This is a genomic window from Marinomonas sp. 15G6-16, from assembly GCF_055809555.1.
Genome location: NZ_CM147916.1, coordinates 2,595,786 through 2,613,840 on the forward strand (window position 1 = coordinate 2,595,786; position 18,055 = coordinate 2,613,840).

The 18,055-nt window shown below is 41.8% G+C and carries 18 protein-coding genes; 6 read left to right on the plus strand and 12 right to left on the minus strand.

Annotated features, from left to right (window positions below; translation table 11 throughout):
• Positions 1–82: 82 nt before the first annotated feature.
• Complete coding sequence (locus tag AC0L46_RS12445; RefSeq protein ID WP_473503996.1) at positions 83–1,267, minus strand: murein transglycosylase domain-containing protein; 1,185 nt, start codon at positions 1,265–1,267, stop codon at positions 83–85.
• Between the two features lie 241 nt (positions 1,268–1,508).
• Here AC0L46_RS12445 and AC0L46_RS12450 point away from each other — a divergent pair, with 241 nt between their 5' ends.
• Positions 1,509–1,874, plus strand: coding sequence for a DoxX family protein (locus tag AC0L46_RS12450; RefSeq protein ID WP_317003095.1), 366 nt, complete (start codon positions 1,509–1,511; stop codon positions 1,872–1,874).
• A 114-nt stretch (positions 1,875–1,988) separates the two neighbouring features.
• Positions 1,989–2,729 carry a DUF1499 domain-containing protein gene (locus tag AC0L46_RS12455; RefSeq protein ID WP_473503998.1) on the plus strand — a complete coding sequence of 247 codons (741 nt, stop codon included), beginning with the start codon at positions 1,989–1,991 and terminating at the stop codon, positions 2,727–2,729.
• 71 nt (positions 2,730–2,800) lie between these two features.
• Here AC0L46_RS12455 and AC0L46_RS12460 read toward each other — a convergent pair whose 3' ends face one another.
• A complete protein-coding gene (locus AC0L46_RS12460; protein WP_317003097.1) occupies positions 2,801–3,301 on the minus strand; it encodes a lactoylglutathione lyase family protein in 501 nt (166 codons plus the stop codon).
• Positions 3,302–3,393: 92 nt separating this feature from the next.
• Between AC0L46_RS12460 and AC0L46_RS12465 the strand changes: the two genes are divergently transcribed.
• Positions 3,394–4,266: a LysR family transcriptional regulator gene (locus AC0L46_RS12465; protein ID WP_473504000.1), complete on the plus strand. Its 873-nt coding sequence runs from the start codon at positions 3,394–3,396 to the stop codon at positions 4,264–4,266.
• A gap of 58 nt (positions 4,267–4,324) precedes the next feature.
• Here the strand turns inward: AC0L46_RS12465 and dxs are convergent, their stop codons facing one another.
• The 3 genes from dxs to AC0L46_RS12480 form a co-directional block, all read right to left on the minus strand.
• Positions 4,325–6,199 carry a 1-deoxy-D-xylulose-5-phosphate synthase gene (dxs, locus tag AC0L46_RS12470; RefSeq protein ID WP_473507142.1) on the minus strand — a complete coding sequence of 625 codons (1,875 nt, stop codon included), beginning with the start codon at positions 6,197–6,199 and terminating at the stop codon, positions 4,325–4,327.
• Between the two features lie 64 nt (positions 6,200–6,263).
• Positions 6,264–7,145 carry a polyprenyl synthetase family protein gene (locus AC0L46_RS12475; RefSeq protein ID WP_473504002.1) on the minus strand — a complete coding sequence of 294 codons (882 nt, stop codon included), beginning with the start codon at positions 7,143–7,145 and terminating at the stop codon, positions 6,264–6,266.
• Complete coding sequence (locus AC0L46_RS12480) at positions 7,142–7,384, minus strand: exodeoxyribonuclease VII small subunit (protein WP_317003100.1); 243 nt, start codon at positions 7,382–7,384, stop codon at positions 7,142–7,144. Before AC0L46_RS12480 ends, AC0L46_RS12475 begins: the two co-directional genes overlap by 4 nt.
• 172 nt (positions 7,385–7,556) lie before the next feature.
• Here AC0L46_RS12480 and pomA point away from each other — a divergent pair, with 172 nt between their 5' ends.
• From pomA to dapB, 3 genes are all read left to right on the plus strand, one after another.
• Positions 7,557–8,312, plus strand: a complete 756-nt coding sequence (pomA, locus tag AC0L46_RS12485; protein WP_414680423.1) for a flagellar motor protein PomA — start codon at positions 7,557–7,559, stop codon at positions 8,310–8,312.
• A gap of 40 nt (positions 8,313–8,352) precedes the next feature.
• A complete protein-coding gene (locus AC0L46_RS12490; protein WP_414680422.1) occupies positions 8,353–9,345 on the plus strand; it encodes a flagellar motor protein MotB in 993 nt (330 codons plus the stop codon).
• A 132-nt stretch (positions 9,346–9,477) separates the two neighbouring features.
• Positions 9,478–10,278 (plus strand): 4-hydroxy-tetrahydrodipicolinate reductase, encoded by an 801-nt coding sequence (gene dapB, locus AC0L46_RS12495; RefSeq protein ID WP_473504005.1) that lies wholly within the window; start codon positions 9,478–9,480, stop codon positions 10,276–10,278.
• Positions 10,279–10,403: 125 nt separating this feature from the next.
• Here dapB and AC0L46_RS12500 read toward each other — a convergent pair whose 3' ends face one another.
• The 7 genes from AC0L46_RS12500 to AC0L46_RS12530 all read right to left on the minus strand — a co-directional run bounded on the left by AC0L46_RS12500 (position 10,404) and on the right by AC0L46_RS12530 (position 18,032).
• A complete protein-coding gene (locus AC0L46_RS12500) occupies positions 10,404–11,612 on the minus strand; it encodes a quaternary amine ABC transporter ATP-binding protein (protein ID WP_473504007.1) in 1,209 nt (402 codons plus the stop codon).
• Entirely contained in the window at positions 11,605–12,501 is an 897-nt protein-coding gene (locus tag AC0L46_RS12505) for an ABC transporter permease (RefSeq protein ID WP_414680419.1), read from the minus strand. The genes AC0L46_RS12500 and AC0L46_RS12505 overlap by 8 nt, the downstream gene beginning before the upstream one ends.
• Before the next feature lie 92 nt (positions 12,502–12,593).
• Positions 12,594–13,592, minus strand: coding sequence for an ABC transporter substrate-binding protein (locus AC0L46_RS12510; protein WP_414680418.1), 999 nt, complete (start codon positions 13,590–13,592; stop codon positions 12,594–12,596).
• A gap of 324 nt (positions 13,593–13,916) precedes the next feature.
• A complete protein-coding gene (locus AC0L46_RS12515; protein WP_414680417.1) occupies positions 13,917–14,396 on the minus strand; it encodes a MarR family winged helix-turn-helix transcriptional regulator in 480 nt (159 codons plus the stop codon).
• Between the two features lie 167 nt (positions 14,397–14,563).
• Positions 14,564–15,964 carry a deoxyribodipyrimidine photo-lyase gene (gene phrB / locus AC0L46_RS12520; RefSeq protein WP_473504010.1) on the minus strand — a complete coding sequence of 467 codons (1,401 nt, stop codon included), beginning with the start codon at positions 15,962–15,964 and terminating at the stop codon, positions 14,564–14,566.
• A gap of 32 nt (positions 15,965–15,996) precedes the next feature.
• Positions 15,997–16,974 carry a YbgA family protein gene (locus tag AC0L46_RS12525; RefSeq protein WP_473504012.1) on the minus strand — a complete coding sequence of 326 codons (978 nt, stop codon included), beginning with the start codon at positions 16,972–16,974 and terminating at the stop codon, positions 15,997–15,999.
• 47 nt (positions 16,975–17,021) lie between these two features.
• Positions 17,022–18,032, minus strand: a complete 1,011-nt coding sequence (locus AC0L46_RS12530; protein ID WP_473504014.1) for an NAD(P)/FAD-dependent oxidoreductase — start codon at positions 18,030–18,032, stop codon at positions 17,022–17,024.
• Positions 18,033–18,055: the final 23 nt, after the last annotated feature.

Genomic DNA, 18,055 nt, shown 5'->3' on the forward strand with positions numbered 1-18,055 from the left:
TATTTTTTTATTTGTATTACTAATATTCTATAACAATAGTCGATCGGATTCAGCCTGCCTTATTTAAAATAAAATGCGTTTTCTACTGGTAGTTTTTCTTGGCCTTGGTGACTTTTTCTAAGTAATACTGAGACTCGGAGCGTGGGTGATCGTATCTTAATTTTTGATAAACACTGCTTGCTGAGTTTTGATTAAGCTTTTCCATTGCAACCGTTCTGTCGCTGTCAAAAGTCTTCAATACATTTCCTGTTCCGCCGTTATAAGCGGAGATCATTGAGTATTCCTGGCTGAGTTTGTTTGTCACTTTTACAAGGTATCGAGTTTGCAAAATGTACAAATAAGCACTGCCAATATCGATGTTGTTTTCTGGTTGAAATAAGGTTTCTTTGGTTGGTTCGTCAGAGCGCTGTTTTACTAGGTTGTAAACGTCTTTACCTGCTGTGGCTGGCACGACTTGCATTAATCCGTAAGCATTTGCAGGACTGACAGCATAAGGGTTAAAAGAGCTTTCTGTTTCAATAATGCCATAAATAAGCGCTGGATCTAGGTTGTAGCGGTTTGCAGCGGCGATGACATATTCGCTGTATTTTTCTTGGCGAAGGTGTTGATGCTGTTCCACAAGATTAAATTCAACAGCGTAGACGGTTTTGCCATTTTCTTGGCTCTTTAGCAGTTTATTGTTAATTAAATAGTCTGCATAACGTCCCGCTCGCCATGCGTATTGAACGACTTTTCCATCGTGATCAATGACTTGAGGGTATAAGAATGGAACACCTTCAGTATTGGGTGCAGAGCTGGAAAAAATGTCTGTTTTGGTTGGATCTGCTGTTGTTAATAGTGTCGTGGTTATGGCTTCTTTTAATGACGCTAGCGGATTACTTGAAGCAATGCTTTCAACTCGCACTGAGCCTTGGTCAAAGTCCACTACGGTTCTTGCTTGGTAGTCGTTCACGTATTTTACATAGGTTTTTTTGTCTGGCAGAGCACTGTTGTTTGAGCCCCATCTCTGATTCACTTCTTGGTCAAGGTTTTCATATAAGGCTTTAATGGCTTTGATATCTGAGCGGATAAGATTGTGTGTGACTTTCGCTTGTTCTGCGATGGCTTTTACATCTTCTATGCTGTTTGCACTTTTGATTTGAGTGGAAAGCTGTTCTACGGAGTCAACTGAATCGAAGGATAAAAGGGATTGGCAGCCAGCGAGAAACAAAGAGAGAAAGCTGATGACTGGCAATGTGAGTAATGATGGATGAGTGTGCTTTTGCATCGATTGTTGTACTCAAATTAGAAGATAAATTTTTCAGGGCTCATTTTTAATAAATTATATCAGAGTGATTATTTATAGGGGAAAGAGAGCCAATAAGAAAGTTATCTCTTTGTTTAATTTAAGGTTTAGCTATTTTGGTTGCTGAATAGAAGTCAAGCGGTAGCAAAGCGTTAAGTATCTTGTATACTCAATGGCTTTGATATTTTGATGCAAAATTTTTAGACGGTTTTAGAGGTTGAAGATGGTTTCATTCATTATTTTTATGGTGTCGTTAGAACTGACGATATTTTTCTTGTTTTCTAGTTGCGTAAAGATAGTTGGTTTACCTCAAAGTCGGTTTCATGCGCATTTATCTTTCTTTAAAACCTGTGGCCTGAATCAAGGGGCATTATTGACTGTAGGAATGTTAGAGCTATTTGGCGCTGCTACTTTATGGTTTCCTAATTATTTGGGGATACTTGGTGTGTTGGCGTTATGTATTACCTCGGCAGGAATCGCCTACGCTCGTATTCAATTCGACACTTGGAAAAACGGCCTTGTGGCAATGACAACCTTTATTTTATCTAGCTGGGTTTTATACGAAAAGTGCTTTGGTGTACTTGCCTGAATTTTAGGTGTGCTTAGAGAGTCAGTAAAAGAAGGTAAATTATAATGCTTTCAATTTAATGGATTCAGTATGCTCTGACTCTTTATAGATTGTATATGACGGAAAGGAATATGAATGAAAACTTCTAGCTCTTCTATTATAGGCTCGGTTTTAGTGGCTCTCGCTATCATCGCTGTTCTAGTTATCGGTGTGATGATGTTCGGTGCTAAATTGGGTTTGTGGCAGCCAATTGTTGGTTTTGGGTTGGTGCGTAACTATATGAATCCTATTGCTTATGCTGTTTTGGGGCTGGGCATTCTTGGTATTATTTATTATTTGGTTGTGAAAAGCCGTTGTGGCCTAGGCAAGTCGCTTTTCACTGCTGTTGTTGGTATTGCATTATTAGCACCGACAATCTACGGAAAAATAAACCCACCAGTGCGTGTTCCGCCGATTCATGACATTACGACAGACACGACTAATCCTCCGCTTTTTCAAGTACTTGATGAGTCTCGTGAAGGCGCAAGAAATACTTTGGTTTATGGTGGCCCAGAAGTCGCTGCTTTCCAACAACAAGCCTATCCTGATATTGCTCCGATCTTTTCTGAGAAATCAGCTCAAGCGGCTTTCCAAGAAGCCCTAAGAGTAGCAAAGGAAATGGGGTGGGAAATGGTTGCTGAAGATCAAAATGCATTGCGTTTTGAAGCCAGTGCTAAAACGTCGGTTTATCAGTTTGTCGATGATGTTGTAGTGGTTGTATCGTCTGTAGAAGGGCAAAGCCGTGTAGATATTCGCAGCGTATCGCGAATTGGCCGTAGTGACCGCGGTGTGAATGCTGAGAGAATTCGAACCTTTATCAGCTTATTTAATAAATAGTTTAAATCTCGCTATCGAATGCAAAATATAAAGCTCTATCAGACATGATAGAGCTTTATATTTATTGGCTTTTAGTAAGCACCGTCACTGTATATCAATTCATAGCTGTGGCTATAAATTTCCAGAATATTACCGAATGGGTCTTCCATGTAGATCATGCGATAAGGTTTTTCGCCAGGGTAGTAGTAGCGAGGCTCAGGCATGCGTTTTTTACCGCCAGCAGCAACAATCTTGTCAGCTAACTCTTCAACATTTGGGTCTTGTACGCAAAAGTGGAAGATACCTGTTTTCCAATATTCAAAATTGTTTTCTGGGTTTTCTTGGCCTTTAAATTCAAAAATCTCAACACCAATTCTGTCACCTGTTGACAGGTGGGCAATACGGAATTTTTCCCAACCAGCACCGAATACGTCTGTACACATTTCACCAATGGCACTTTTGTCTTCCGTTATTTCTGTTGGCTTCATGATGAGATACCACCCCATAACTTCTGTATAGAATTTAACAGCGGCTTCTAGGTCTGGTACTGAAATCCCAATATGGGAAAAATTGCGTGGATAAACATTGCTCATAATTCACTCCTCTTTTAAAGATGTGGCTAGTTTACAAAGGAGAGGTGATTAAGTTAAATTATCATTTAAAATAGATATGAGTATTTTTTGTAATGATTAATCCCTTTTGGCTACGCACTTTTTGTACCTTGGTTGAAGTTGGTCATTTCACTCGGACGGCAGAAAAATTAAATATGACGCAATCTGGTGTGAGTCAGCAGGTGCGAAAATTAGAAGAGCAAATAGGGACATCTTTGTTATTGCGCCAAGGTAAGCAATTTATGCTGACGGATGCAGGAGATCGGCTTTACCAAGAAGGAAGAGAGCTGCTTAAAGGGTTATCTGAGCTTGAAAAAGGTTTAGGAGAAGACCCTAAATTTGAAGGTGTCGTTAGAGTCGCTTCGCCAGGCAGTGTTGGATTAAAGCTCTATCAGCAGTTGCTTTTGTTGCAGCAGCGTCATCCTAAATTGATTATTCATTATCGCTTTGCGCCCAACCAAGAAATAGAGAAGTTGGTGGCAGAACATAAGGTTGATCTGGGTTTCATGACGCGTTTATCGAGTCTTAAAGATGTGCATATAAAACCAATAGGGCAAGAGGAATTGCTTCTGGTAACGCCGCATACCACTCATGATGCAAGCTGGAACGAGTTACAGCAGCTTGGCTTTATTGACCACCCTGACGGGGATTACCATGTCAGGCTGTTGATTGGCGCCAATTATCCGGAATTTGAAGAAGGGAAGGCGTTTAAAAGAACAGGTTTTTCCAACCAAATTAGTTTGATTCTTGAACCTGTGGCGATGGGACTCGGTTTTACAGTATTACCTCGTCATGCTGTTGGCGCTTTTAATAAACCGAATAATATTAAAGTTCATCGATTGGCTGAGCCAGTAAGTGAAACCTTGTACTTATGCACCCACAGTCAGAAGCGTATTCCGAATCGCGTAAAAATGGTGATAGAGGAAGCAGAAAAAACATTAAGGTAATTTAAGAAAGAGACCAAAATAGAAACTTGTGTGTCTAGTTTGGTCTCTTGAAAAGGCTTTATTTGGTGAGCTTTTGTCGAATAGATGCTTCTATGCCAGAGGCATCCAAGCCAACGCGTTTTAGCATGGCGCTATGGCTAGCATGTTCTTCGTATTGGTCAGGTAAACCTAGATGAAGAACCGGTACATTAATATTGTTTGCTTGTAAAAACTCGCTGACAGCAGAGCCCGCACCGCCCATAATGGCGTTTTCTTCAATCGTTACGATAAGTTTTGCGTCTCGTTGAGCTAACAGGGCTTGCTCATCAATCGGCTTCACAAAACGCATGTCTATTAATGTAGCGTCTAGATTTTTTGCTGCTTCTAGGGCGTCATAAGTAGGGCGACCAAAGCTACAGATAACAATACCAGATTGACCTGTATGTAATGTGCGCGATTGGCCAATATGGATGGTTTCTAGATTGTCTTCGAGCTTGATTCCCTGCCCCGTTCCACGCGGATAACGCACCGCTGCAGGTCCTTCATATTGATAGCCTGTTTGCAGCATTTTTCGACATTCATCTTCGTCTGATGGCGCCATAACAATCATGTTAGGAATGCAGCGTAAATAGCTCAAATCATAGACGCCAGCATGGGTCGGTCCGTCTTCTCCTACTAAGCCAGCACGATCAATGGCAAACAACACATCAAGGTTTTGTAAAGCCACATCATGAATCAACTGGTCATAAGCCCGTTGTAAGAAGGTAGAGTAAATTGCCACGACGGGTTTTAATCCATCGCACGCCATACCAGCAGCCAAGGTCACTGCGTGTTGTTCCGCAATGGCAACATCAAAGTATCGGTCTGGAAAGCGGTCAGCGAAAGCAATTAAATCGGAGCCTTCTTTCATCGCTGGCGTAATGGCAACCAATTTGTTGTCATGCTCAGCGGCATCGCAAACCCATTGTCCAAACACATTGCAATATTTAGGTAAGCTGCTTTTTTCTTGGCTTGGTTTTGGGTCAGGTTCGATTTTATTGATGGCGTGATAGCCAATAGGGTCGCCTTCAGCGGGTTCAAAGCCTTTGCCTTTCTTTGTGATAACGTGAAGAAATTGTGGGCCGGATCGATCTTTTAGATTGGCGATGGTAGTTAACAAATGATCCAAGTCGTGACCGTCGATTGGGCCAATGTAGTTGAAGCCCAATTCTTCAAACATCATGCCCGGCGACACCATGCCTTTCATATGTTCTTCAGCTTTTCGAGCCAGCTCCAAAGCAGAAGGCAAACCGGAAAAAACTTTCTGACCGCTTTTGCGAATATGGTCATAAGTTTTGCTGGCCCAGATACGAGCAAAATAGCTAGAAAGCGCACCAACAGGTTTGGATATGGACATTTCGTTATCGTTTAAGATAACGAGCATGTCAGCTTTTGCATCGCCAGCGTGATTAAGTGCTTCGAATGCCATGCCGGCAGACATAGCACCATCACCAATCACGGCAACTGCTTTACGACCAGTTTTAAGTTGTCGAGCAGCGAGCGACATGCCTAACGCGGCTCCAATAGATGTACTTGAGTGGCCTACACCAAAGGTATCGTATTCACTTTCATCTCGTTTTGGGAAGCCAGAGATACCATTTTCTTGGCGGATATTAAGAAGTGCTTCACGACGACCTGTGAGGATTTTATGTGGGTAAGCTTGATGGCCTACATCCCAAACAATGCGGTCTTCTGGTGTGTTATACAGATAATGTAGTGCGACAGTAAGTTCAACCACACCAAGGCCTGCACCAAAGTGACCACCAGTTTGTCCGACGCTGTATAGCATGAATTCTCTTAGTTCACGCACAAGCTGTGGCAGTTGCTCTTTACTCAAAGCACGCAGATCAGCCGGAATATTGGCTTGGTCCAGTAAAGGCGTGTCAGGTCGTGTTGTTGGTATTTCTTCAAACATTGGCACAGGTTAGGTCACACTCTGTTAATTTAAAAACGCGGTTGTTAAAAAGCGGGTAAGTATATCAGTGGTTGCGCCCAATAATATAGTTTGCCAATTCAATTAACGGCTGTGCCGCGTCACCAAAAGGTGAAATCGAGGTGACGGCTTGATCATGTAAGCTCTTCGCCAGTTCTTGAGCGCCCTGTAAACCGAGTAATTTAGGGTAAGTGGGTTTGTTGGCATCTTCGTCAGAAAACTGTGTTTTGCCCAATGTGGAGGTGTCGCTGGTGATGTCTATGATGTCATCTTGAACCTGAAAAGCGAGGCCAATTGCATTGGCGTACGTGTCTAATGCGGCAAAGTCTGCTGGCGTTGTCGCTCCTGTGCTGATGGCTCCCATACGGACGCTTGCACGAATGAGAGCGCCTGTTTTATGTTGATGCATTTCTTCTAAAGCCTGAACATCAATATTTTTCCCAACACTTGCAAGGTCGATCATTTGGCCTGTCACCATGCCATGACGTCCAGAAGAGTGCGTTAATTCTTGAATGAGCTGTAGTTGTAGAGCAGCGTTCTTATGCTTGGCTTGGCTCAATAACTCAAAAGCAAAGGTTTGCAGAGCATCACCTGCAAGGATGGCGGTCGCTTCGTCATATTTTATATGAGAGGTTGGTTTGCCTCTGCGCAAGTCGTCATCGTCCATGGCTGGCAAATCATCATGGATTAAAGAATAAGCGTGAATGGATTCAATCGCCGCGGCGCTGGCGTCTGTCAGGTCGTTTACATCGCCAAATAATGAAGCGGCGGCATACGTCAGCATAGGACGAACACGTTTGCCGCCATTAAATAGGCTGTACGCCATGGCATCTTGCAAATGCGTCGCGGGTTTGTATTCGTTTAGATGTTGAACAAGATAGCTGTCTACTCGATGGCGAGCGTATTGTGAAAAATCGTCTAAAGTCACGAATTGGTTTCCGGATCAAATGTTTCTAAATGCTCACCATCTTGTTTTTCAAGCAAAATTTGAACTTTTTGTTCTGCTTGGGTGAGGACAGACTGACAGTCTTGGCTCAGTTTAACACCTTTTTCAAAGGCTTTTAGAGACTCTTCAAGAGAAAGTTGATTAGACTCAAGTTGAGTGACGATGTTGTCCAATTCTTTTAGGTTTTCTTCAAAATGGCGGACATTAGTTTTTCGAGACATGGAAGTTACTCTTGATAAAATGACATTTTCTAATGGAAAGATACTCACTTTTTAAGAGAGAGTTAATGAAAATTACAAAAATTACGCAAGAAGATGTCATGGTTAGTGTTTCTTTCGTATAGAATCATATTAATATATTGATCGCATTATAGCTTTTTGTTGGGAGACGTGTGTGGATATCGCAACGTTATTAGGACTTATAGGGTCTTTTGTAGTTGTTGGGGCTGCCATTTTTTTGGGTGGGTCTGCAGGGATGTTTATTGATACCACCTCAATACTTATCGTATTGGTTGGATCAAGTTTGGTTACTTTAATGCAATATCCACTGGGGCAGTTTCTTGGTGCTGGTAAAGTTGCAGGTAAAGCCTTCATGTTCAAAAGTGTTCCAATGGACACATTGATTGATGAAATTTACGGATTAGCAGATGAAGCTCGTAAGGGCGGGTTACTGTCTCTAGAGGGAAAAGAAGTTAGCCATCCTTTTTTATCTACTGGTATACAAATGTTAGTAGATGGTCATGATAGTTCTGTTGTTAAAAATCAGCTTAGTAAAGAAATGAGCCAAGCCTACAACCGTCATAGTAGCGGCGCCAAAATCTTTAAAGCTTTTGGTGATGTGGCTCCAGCGATGGGGATGATAGGAACCTTGGTTGGTTTGGTACAAATGTTAGCCAACTTATCGGATCCAAGCTCTATTGGACCTGCCATGGCGATTGCACTTTTAACGACACTGTATGGTGCGATGGTGGCAAACATGGTGTGTCTACCGATTCAAGCCAAACTCAATGCTCGTGCCGAAGAAGAATTAACCTGTCAAAAATTAATATTAGATGCTTTGCTGGCCATTCAATCGGGTCAAAACCCTCGTGTGCTTGATGATGCATTGAAGTCTTATTTGGCGGAAGGGAAGCGAACTGCACGCGAATAGTGTTAGTTATAAATCATGTTAGTTGTAAGTGGATTCTATAATGAGTGATGAAGAAGAATCAGATTGCCCTGAATGTATAGAGGGTTTACCTGCTTACATGGGAACCTTTGCTGATCTCATGTCGTTATTGCTGTGCTTCTTTGTACTTCTATTGTCATTCGCAGAAATGGATGTCATCAAGTTCAAACAGTTGGCGGGTTCATTAAAATACGCTTTTGGTGTGCAAAGAGAAGTGGAAGCCGATGCGATTCCTATGGGGACGTCTGTTATCGCTTTGGAATTTAGTCCAGGTCGACCTGAACCAACGCCAATTAATGAGGTTAGACAAAAAGTAGACTCTGTTCCAGAGCATACTTTGGAAGTACTTTGTAAGCCGGATACGGCAGAGCTGAATCAGCAGGAAGATTCTGGGCAGCCTTCAGAGGTCACTTATGTCAATAAATCTCAAGCAGATATAGAACGAGAGCAAAAAATTCAAGAAACAGAAGAAGATGCTCAGCAAATTGCTTCTGTGCTACGAGAAGAAATCTCGAAAGGTACGGTCGAGATAGAAACTCAAGAAGAAACCATTACGATTCGAATTAAAGATCAGGGCTCTTTTGACTCAGGATCGGCGGAATTAAACTATGATTTCATTCCGGTTATCGACTTAATACGTGATGTATTGGTTGGGATTCAAGGAACGATTTCAGTCGAAGGGCACACAGATAATATACCGATTGATAGTGTTCGATTTCGTTCGAATTGGCAGCTGTCTTCCGCTCGTGCTATCTCAGTTGCGGAAGAGCTTTTTGCTACAGGTCAGCTAGATCAAGGGCGCTTTGCTGTAACAGGCTTTGCAGATACTCGTCCTCTTGTTCCAAATGATACGGTGAGGAATCGAGGGACTAACCGTCGAGTAGAAATTGTGATTAAACAGAATGATCAATCTCGACCAGCTGTACGTCAAAGCTTAGATGACTTGCCGGAAGAAGGTGTGATTGAGTTTGATTTGGAAACCATTGAAGAATTAAGGCCTAATGAAATCTTTTAATCATTGATTCTTCGTAAAAGGGAGCTTTGGCTCCTTTTTTTATGCCTTCTAAGTCATCTTAATAATTTTAAGGGCTGAGATTTAGGTCATTTTTTGTTATGGTTTGCGAAATTTTTTGAGGAAGACAAGATAATGCGAATAGCAGTGATTGGTGCGTCTGGGCGCATGGGTAAGTATTTGATTACAGCCATTAACGATGCTGAAGGTGCTTCTTTAGGTGCCGCTATTTTGAGACCTGGTAGCAGTTTAGTTGGAGCAGATGCAGGTGAAATCGCAGGTGTCGGCAAATTAGGAGTTGCGGCTGTTGCTAGCTTAGCTGATTGCGTTGGTGACTTTGACGTGCTTATTGATTTTACGACGCCTGCGCTGACACTAGAAAATGCTGCGTTTTGTGTGAAGCATCAAAAAGCCATCGTGGTTGGTACAACGGGTTTAAACGATGAAGAAAAAGCATCCTTGAATCAGGCTGCAGCTCATTCTCCTGTGGTTTTTGCGCCAAACATGAGTGTTGGTGTGAATTTGACTCTTAAGCTGCTTGCAACGGCTGCAGAGATCTTAGGCGATGATTACGATGTAGAGATTGTTGAAGCGCATCACCGTCACAAGGTTGATTCACCTTCTGGTACGGCTTTGCGTATGGGCGAAGTGGTTGCAGATGCATTAGGTCGAGATTTAAAAGAATGCGCTGTGTATGGCCGTGAAGGCCAAACAGGAGCTCGCACACAAAAAGAGATTGGCTTTGAAACCATTCGTGCTGGTGATGTTGTAGGTGAGCACACAGTGTGGTTCGCGACAGAGGGTGAGCGCATTGAAATCACTCACAAAGCGAGCAGCCGTATGACATTTGCAAAAGGCGCTGTGCGCGCAGCAAGCTGGCTTGAAGGTAAAGCAGCTGGCATGTATGACATGCAAGACGTTCTAGATTTAAATTAAGCGATGACTTTTATCTTGGTCGATAAAGCTTATTGACCAAAGTGTCGTGCAGATATAAAAAAACCGCATTCATGTTGAAAAGTGAATGCGGTTTTTTTGAGTGAAAACAAAAAAGCCTAAGTTAATTACTCAGCGCTGTATTCAAGTGTTTCAGCTAAACTTTCAGAACTTAGATCACCCACACATTTACCATTCTCATCCAGAACGGGTAGAGAGTAGTCGGATGTCAATGAGTCAGACAGTGCTTCTTGCAAGAGCATATCAGGCATTAGAACAGGTATCTTGGTGATATCTTCAGGCGTGATTCGGCCTTCTGGACGTAGTTTAATGGCTGCTTCCAATTTCTTGCGAGTCAGAATGCCATGGAACCCAGATTCTGTTTGATAAAACGCGTAACCTTGCTTAGGCAGTTTAGTGATCGCTTCTGCTAAGTTATCTGATTTTATAATCGGCACCGACTGCTGCATGATTGTTTTGACTGGTACCGCACGAGCACGGTTTACATCTTTAACAAAAGCTTCAACGTAGTCATCTGCAGGGTTTAGAAGAATATCCACTGGTGTACCAATTTGTGACAATACACCATCGTTTAGAATGGCTATTCGGTCACCAATTCGTAATGCTTCATCCAAATCGTGAGTAATGAAAATAATGGTTTTCTTCAGCTTTTCTTGTAGCTCAAGTAATTGACCTTGCATTTCACTACGAATCAAAGGGTCAAGCGCCGAGAAAGCTTCGTCCATTAGCAGGATTTCGGCATCAGTACAAAGAGCACGAGCCAAGCCAACACGCTGTTGTTGACCGCCTGATAGCTGGCCAGGATATTGTTCTTCGTAACCCGCCAAGCCGACAGTTGCTAGCCATTTTACGGCTTTTTCAGAGCGTTCTTTTTTCGGAACTTTTTGAATTTGTAAACCGTAAGCAACATTTTCCAGAACCGTTCTATGTGGTAAAAGCCCGAAATTTTGGAAAACCATGGACATTTTGTGTCGTCTAAATTCGATTAACTCTTCTTTAGACAATTTCATAATGTCTTCGCCTTCAACTTTTATTTGACCGGAAGTCGGGTCAATAAGGCGGTTGAAGTGACGAATAAGCGTAGATTTACCAGAGCCTGAAAGCCCCATGATTACGAAGATTTCGCCTTGGTGTACGTCAAGGTTAATGTCTCGTAAACCTACTGTGTGGCCAGTTTCTGCTAGTATGTCTTTTTTGTTTTTACCTGTTTCTAGCATAGGTAAAATACTTTGCTCTTTGGGGCCAAAGATTTTGTATAAACCGTTTATTTCGATGAGAGGACTCGTCGTTTGGTTATCTGTGTTTGTGCTAGTCATGACGATTTCCTAGATGTTTTTGTGAGCGTTTAGCATAAGCCTGAGAGACTCGATCAAAAATAATAGCAAGCGCTACAATGGCCAATCCGTTTAGTAAACCCAAAGTAAAGTATTGGTTGGTAATGGATTTTAAAACAGGTTGCCCTAAGCCTTTTACACCGATCATAGAGGCTACAACCACCATAGCGAGAGCCATCATGATAGTTTGGTTGATACCGGCCATAATGGTTGGCATAGCTAGGGGTAATTGAACACCAAATAATTTCTGGGTATTTGTGGCCCCGAATGATGTTGCTGCTTCCATGATTTCTTTGTCGACTAAACGAATACCTAAGTTGGTTAAGCGAATAACTGGTGGAACAGCATAAATAATAACGGCTATAACACCTGGGATCTTACCAATGCCCAATAGCATAACAACGGGTATTAAGTAGACGAATGCGGGCATGGTCTGCATAATGTCTAATATGGGCGTTATGATGGACTGCATTCTATTTGAACGTGACATCAAAATGCCGGTAGGCACACCAATGACGATTGAGAGTATCGTACAAACGGTAATGACACTTAAAGTACGCATGGTGTCATCCCACATGCCAAATATACCAATGGCAAGTAAAGACGCCAGTACGCCAGTGCAAAGCTTCCATGAGCGAGTTGCGCTGTATACAACAGCCAAAATCACACCTATGGTTAACCACCAAGGGGAAGCTAATAATAATTTTTCGAACCAGACTAAAAATGAGAGTAATGGATCAAAAAAGCTTTCAATAAGTTCACCGTAATTACGAGAAAACTCACGATAGGCACCGTCTAGTGTCTTTTTTACGGTGGTGAGGTCTTTCCTATCTAATTCTGGGAAGCTAGTAAACCAAGAGCTGTCGGCCATTTTTATTGGAACCTTGTTGTGTATTAGGAAAAGTAAAAAAGCACTATCGACATTTATTTCATGACTCTAGTGCTTTGTCATATAAGTTACTTTTAGTTAAGAGCGGCTTTTATTTTCTCTGCAGCGTCTTTAGTAACCCAAGTAGACCAAATGTCTTCATTATTTTCTAAGAAGTATTCAGCAGCAATGTAACCTTCAGCTTGGTTGTCTTCCATCCAAGCCAACAAAGTGTTCATTTTTGCGTTTGTGAATGAACGTTTTGTTAAGTATTCATATACAGCTGGCTTTTCGCTTGCTAATGCTTCTGTTGTGATCGTATCAACAGGGGAAGGTGGGTACATGCTTGGTTTTGGATCTTCACAGTATTCTTGTGTTAAACAAGTTTGGAAGTGTTCCAAGTTAACGCCAGAACCAAAGTCTACTTTTACCATTTCATATTTACCTAAAACAGCAGTAGGCGCCCAGTAGTAACCTAACCAACCTTCTTTACGCTCATATGCTTTAGCGATAGAGCCTGAAAGGCCAGCAGATGAACCTGGATCAATTAGGTCAAAGCCACGCTCTTCCATGTTGAATGCTTCGTATAAGTGGCCAGTAGAGATTTGGCAGTTCCAGCCTGCTGGGCAGCTGTACAATGCGCCCAATGAATCATCTTCTGGATGTTTAAACAATTCAGGGTGTTTTAGGATTTCTTCCATAGAAACAAGTTTAGGATTTTCGTCCACTAAGTATTTTGGAATCCAAAAACCTTCTTCACCACCATCTGATAATGATTTACCAGCGAAACGGATACGTTTGTCTGCAGCACCTTTGTTTAATGCTTCGGCCATAGAATTTGACCATAATTCTGGAGCAATATCAGGCTCGCCTCGTTCGATGATTGAAGCACCTGTTGCGTTTGTATCACCAGGAACTAGTTCAACGTCACAGTCATAGCCTTCACTAAGGATAAAGCTGTCGATGTTTGCGATTAGCGTTGCTGAGTTCCAAGTCATGTCAGCAATTGTTAGATCGCCACATTCATTGTTTGCTGCAAAAGCCGAAGATGCTGAAAGCATTACCGTCAGTGCAGAAAGAGTCTTTATATGCATGATTTGGTTCCTTTGGGTATCGTAAAGAGATTGATTTAATTGTAATTACTTTATAGATCTAATATTTATACATCAAATCTAATCGTCTGACAAATCACGAAAAAACGAATAAGGCTTCTTTGAAACCCAGTATTCACAAGGATTTTCATTATAGATCAATAAAAAAAGTAGTTAGATAAGAATGGGTTTTAGGGGGATTTATTGCAAAATAAGGCAAAAAAGTGACGTTTTTAGTATGAAAATCTAAAAAAAGTATCTTCTTTTTTAGACTCCCATACTAATGAATGAGGCTATTGTGATGTCTTTCTTAAGGTTTTGTAATGATTATGCATTAGGGGAATTAATAACGAGCAAAGGTGCTGCATCCAGAGACTCTGCATCCATCATAACCGCAACTCGTTGTAATGAAGATAGGACTTGGGTTTGTTCCCAGTCGTCTAATGATCCAAATTCGTCGATGAATTTTTCATGCAGCAACGGCGGTGCTGTTTTCAGTATGTCTTGTCCTAAACTTGTTAATCGAGCATTAACAATGCGTTTGTCTTTTTGTGCTCTGACACGTTCTACGAATTTCCTGTCTTCCAAGCGATTTAAGATAGTTGTAACGGTTGCCTGACTTAATGAAACGCTGTCTGAAATACGTCTTACAGTTACGTCACCAAGCTCTTCAATAGAGCGCAGCACCATAATTTGTGGAATGGTTAGGCCGCAGGCTTTAACAACGCGCTTTGATTGCAAATCCGTTGCTCGGATAATGCGTCGTAAGTTAACAAGTACATCATGTAGGTGTTGTGAATCAGACATAACGATAAGAGGGTCCAGAAAGTGTTGTAGAAATTGCTTTTCGAAAGCGTTTATCGCGCTAAGTTTAAATCTATTAGAGTTCAAAGTATAGATGGGGTTTTCGGTATTAGAAAGGTCTAGAAGAAAAACTTTGTTATCGCGTGTTTTTCCCCTAGACCAAAAGGGGGTTATGAAAGGTTTTTTAACTCGTCAAAGGCTGCAATAGCAGCCAATCTAGCAGATTTATAATCCACAATAGGTTCTGGGTAATGACATTTGGCTCTTTGTTCTGAGCTCGGATTGTGTATTGATTTTGAGTCTAGTTCGGCGAGTTCTGGTACAAAGCGTTTAATGAAGTCACCTGTTTTATCGTAAGTTTCAGATTGCCTTGTTGGGTTAAAAACTCGGAAATAAGGTACAGCATCACATCCAGTTGATGCACTCCATTGCCAGCCGCCATTATTCGCTGAAAATTCACCGTCAATCAGCTTGCTCATAAAATACGCTTCGCCTTTTCGCCAATCAGCAAAAAGCAACTTGGTAAAAAAGCTTGCTGTGATCATTCTAAGGCGATTATGCATCCAACCTGTCTGATTGAGCTGTCTCATGGCGGCATCTACGATAGGGAATCCTGTTCTGCCTTCGCACCATGCGTGAAACTCATCTTGATTGTTGCTCCAACGTAATAGGTTGGTGTCTGGTTTAAAAGGTTGATTCATGGACAGCAAAGGGAAGTGTCCCATTAGCTGACGATAAAAGTCTCGCCATGCCAGTTCTTTTAACCAAATGCTGTCTTGCCAATCTCTTTCTTCTTGGTCACAAGTATAAAAAATAGCTTCTAAACATTGCCTTGGTCCTAAGGCGCCTAATGCGAGATAAGGAGAGATGGTACTGGTAGCAGGCTGTATCGGATAATCTCTGCCATCTTGATAATGGCGCTCTTTATGATGACAAAACTGCCAAAGACGTTGTTTGGCAATGTCTTGGTCTGCTGGCCATAAATCTTCCCTGAACGGTTTGCTCCAATTTAAGTCGAGTAAGATAGGTTCTATCGGTTCGGATTGAGGCTCAGGGGCTGGAAATGGTGTGATGTCTTGTTGAGCTAGCAGCGTAACCCAACGTTTAAAAAAAGGCGTGAAGACTTTAAAGGGTGTGCCTTGTTGGCTCAATACAGCTTGAGGAACAATCAAATCTACAGATTGAACATGTGTCTCAATATTGTGCTTTTTTAATGCTTCAAAAACGGCTTGGTCTCTCTGTTGCTCATGCACAGGTAAATCATGGTTGAACCAAAGGTGCTTGATGTCATGTTCCAAACAGAATTGCGTTATTTTATCTGGAAGCTGTGCAAATTTTTCGGCATGAATGACATATAACGGAATGCCAAGCGTTGTCAAAGTCTCATTCAGGGTTTGAATCAAACCTGCTCTCAAGCCTGTTTTTGCATCAGATTCGTTATGCTCTTTCCATTGTTGTGGTGTAATTGTAATAACAACAGCCACTTTACCTTGCTTAGAAGCATGGTAAAGCGCTGGATTATCTATGCTACGGAGATCATTCCTTAGCCAAACTAGGTGTTCAATTTTCATTCGATGTCTGAGTCCTGCTATTCGATGTTTTACTAAATAGTGTTGCGAATACCTAATGGCGTTGGGTACGGAGCAAAGTAGCTTTGTTGATTGATGTATTCGCTGCCGTAATGTTTTAAATAATGTTGAAGTAGCGTCATTGGTGTCGCCAGATTCACTTCCCCACGACGATACTGCTCGACCACATTAATAATGTCTTTTCGTACTGAAACATCGACAGCATGTTTCAGATAACCAATCAAATGCATTAATACGTTACAGTGATTTTTACGCTGTGCTGGTTTAGACAATGTGGTCATTAATATTTCAAAGTACGCACCTCTTAATTCACTCACTGGTCTTGGATCGTTCCCAGAAAGTAGACGACCAAGTTGGCGATATACTGGTTGAGAATGCGCCATCACCATGTATTTGTATCGGCTATGGAATGCAATTAGGTCTTTCATTTGAGTTGATTCACCGACACTGTGACGGAAGTCATGGTGGGTAAATACTCGTAGCAAAAAGTTCTCTCTTAACTTTGGGTCATTCAGACGGCCATCTTCTTCGATTGGCAAAAGAGGGTAGCGCTTTTGTAACTCTTTAGTGAAAAGGCCAGCACTTCTTTGCATGTGAGGATGTCCATTTTCTTGGTACACCTTAATTCGCTCTAAGCCACAGCTTGGTGAGTTTTTCATCACAATGTAGCCATCAAGATGAGAAAGCTTTTCAAGATATGCGTTTGAGCTGGCCATAAAAACATCTGAGACGTTTTTGTCTGTTTGTTTTGTGAAGACCATTCTAGGGTCTTTTGGATCACCTTCTAAACGCAATGTTGGGCGAGGCGTGCCAAATCCGGCCGCTACTTCTGGGCAAAATTTTTGATATTCGAAGTAGTCGGTCAGTACTTTATTGCAATAGTCGGAGTTACTGTGTCCACCATTAAAACGGACATTGTCTCCTAACAAACAAGCGCTGATTCCAACTGGTATTTTTTGTTCTAGCTGATCTGGTGTATGAAATAATGGCATTTTTATTCTCCAAAAGATGAGTTGTTAACTAAAAATAAACGGATAGTTCAACGGCTGTCTTTTATTGCATTTGTGAGGAAAAAGGCGCTTAAAAGGGCACCCTCAGCATCACCTTGAAATAACCAATCGCCAGCCAATCCAACATTGTGTTCGGGGGACCAGGCAAAAGGTTGATTACCTTTGTTTTGTTCAAATCGGCCTAATAACCATCTATGTGGCTCGCCGTGTTTTATCGCTCTTTGTTCTGTATGCTCCGAAAAAGCTTGAAGAAGTGCTTGAGTGATTTGTTTTTTATCAGCATCAAGGTGTTCACTTGTCCACTTTGTATCGGCTTGAATAACCCAGCGATCTACATCATCGCCTTTACGCATAGGCTTATGGTTATCTTTTATCATTCGAGCAATAGGACCTTGATCGAATTCGATCAAAGCATTCAAGTTGCTGCTGCTTGCTTCTAACCACATGGCCCATTGTGACTGATATGCTTTGCTTGCCTGATTTGCTCTTAATAATAGAACGGCTAAATCAGCATGGGTGGCCAATATCATCGCTGCTTGTGGCGCTGGTGCTGTGATGATGATCTTTTTAGCATGGACCACTTTTTGATATTTATCGTCTCTTAACAACCAAGTGGGTTGGCTGTTGTCACTGTGAACCTGATCTATGTGATGAACTCGTGTTTCAGTAATGATTGTCGATTGATTTAGCCAATGGCGAGTAATTGCACTCATTTTTGGTACGCCAACAAAAGCTTGAGCCTCAGGCTTGCTGAATTGTTTCCACGGCGCTGCAATATTTTCTTTTGCTAGCTTTTCCAATATTTCTTTTGATTCTGGTCGGTGTGCGTAGATAAAAGGGGTGCCCAGATCACAGCTGATGTCGTCCGCGATTTTTTTGCTGCTTGCTCGGCCACCGCTTCCGCGGCCTTTTTCTATAACACATACCTTGTAGCCAGATTCTGATAACAGATGAGCGGATAAGCTTCCGGCTAGACCAGCACCAACAATGGCAATATCAAAGATGATCGCTTCATTCTTGTCTCTTGTCTGTGTGCTCATAATGATATTGCTCCGCTTTCTTT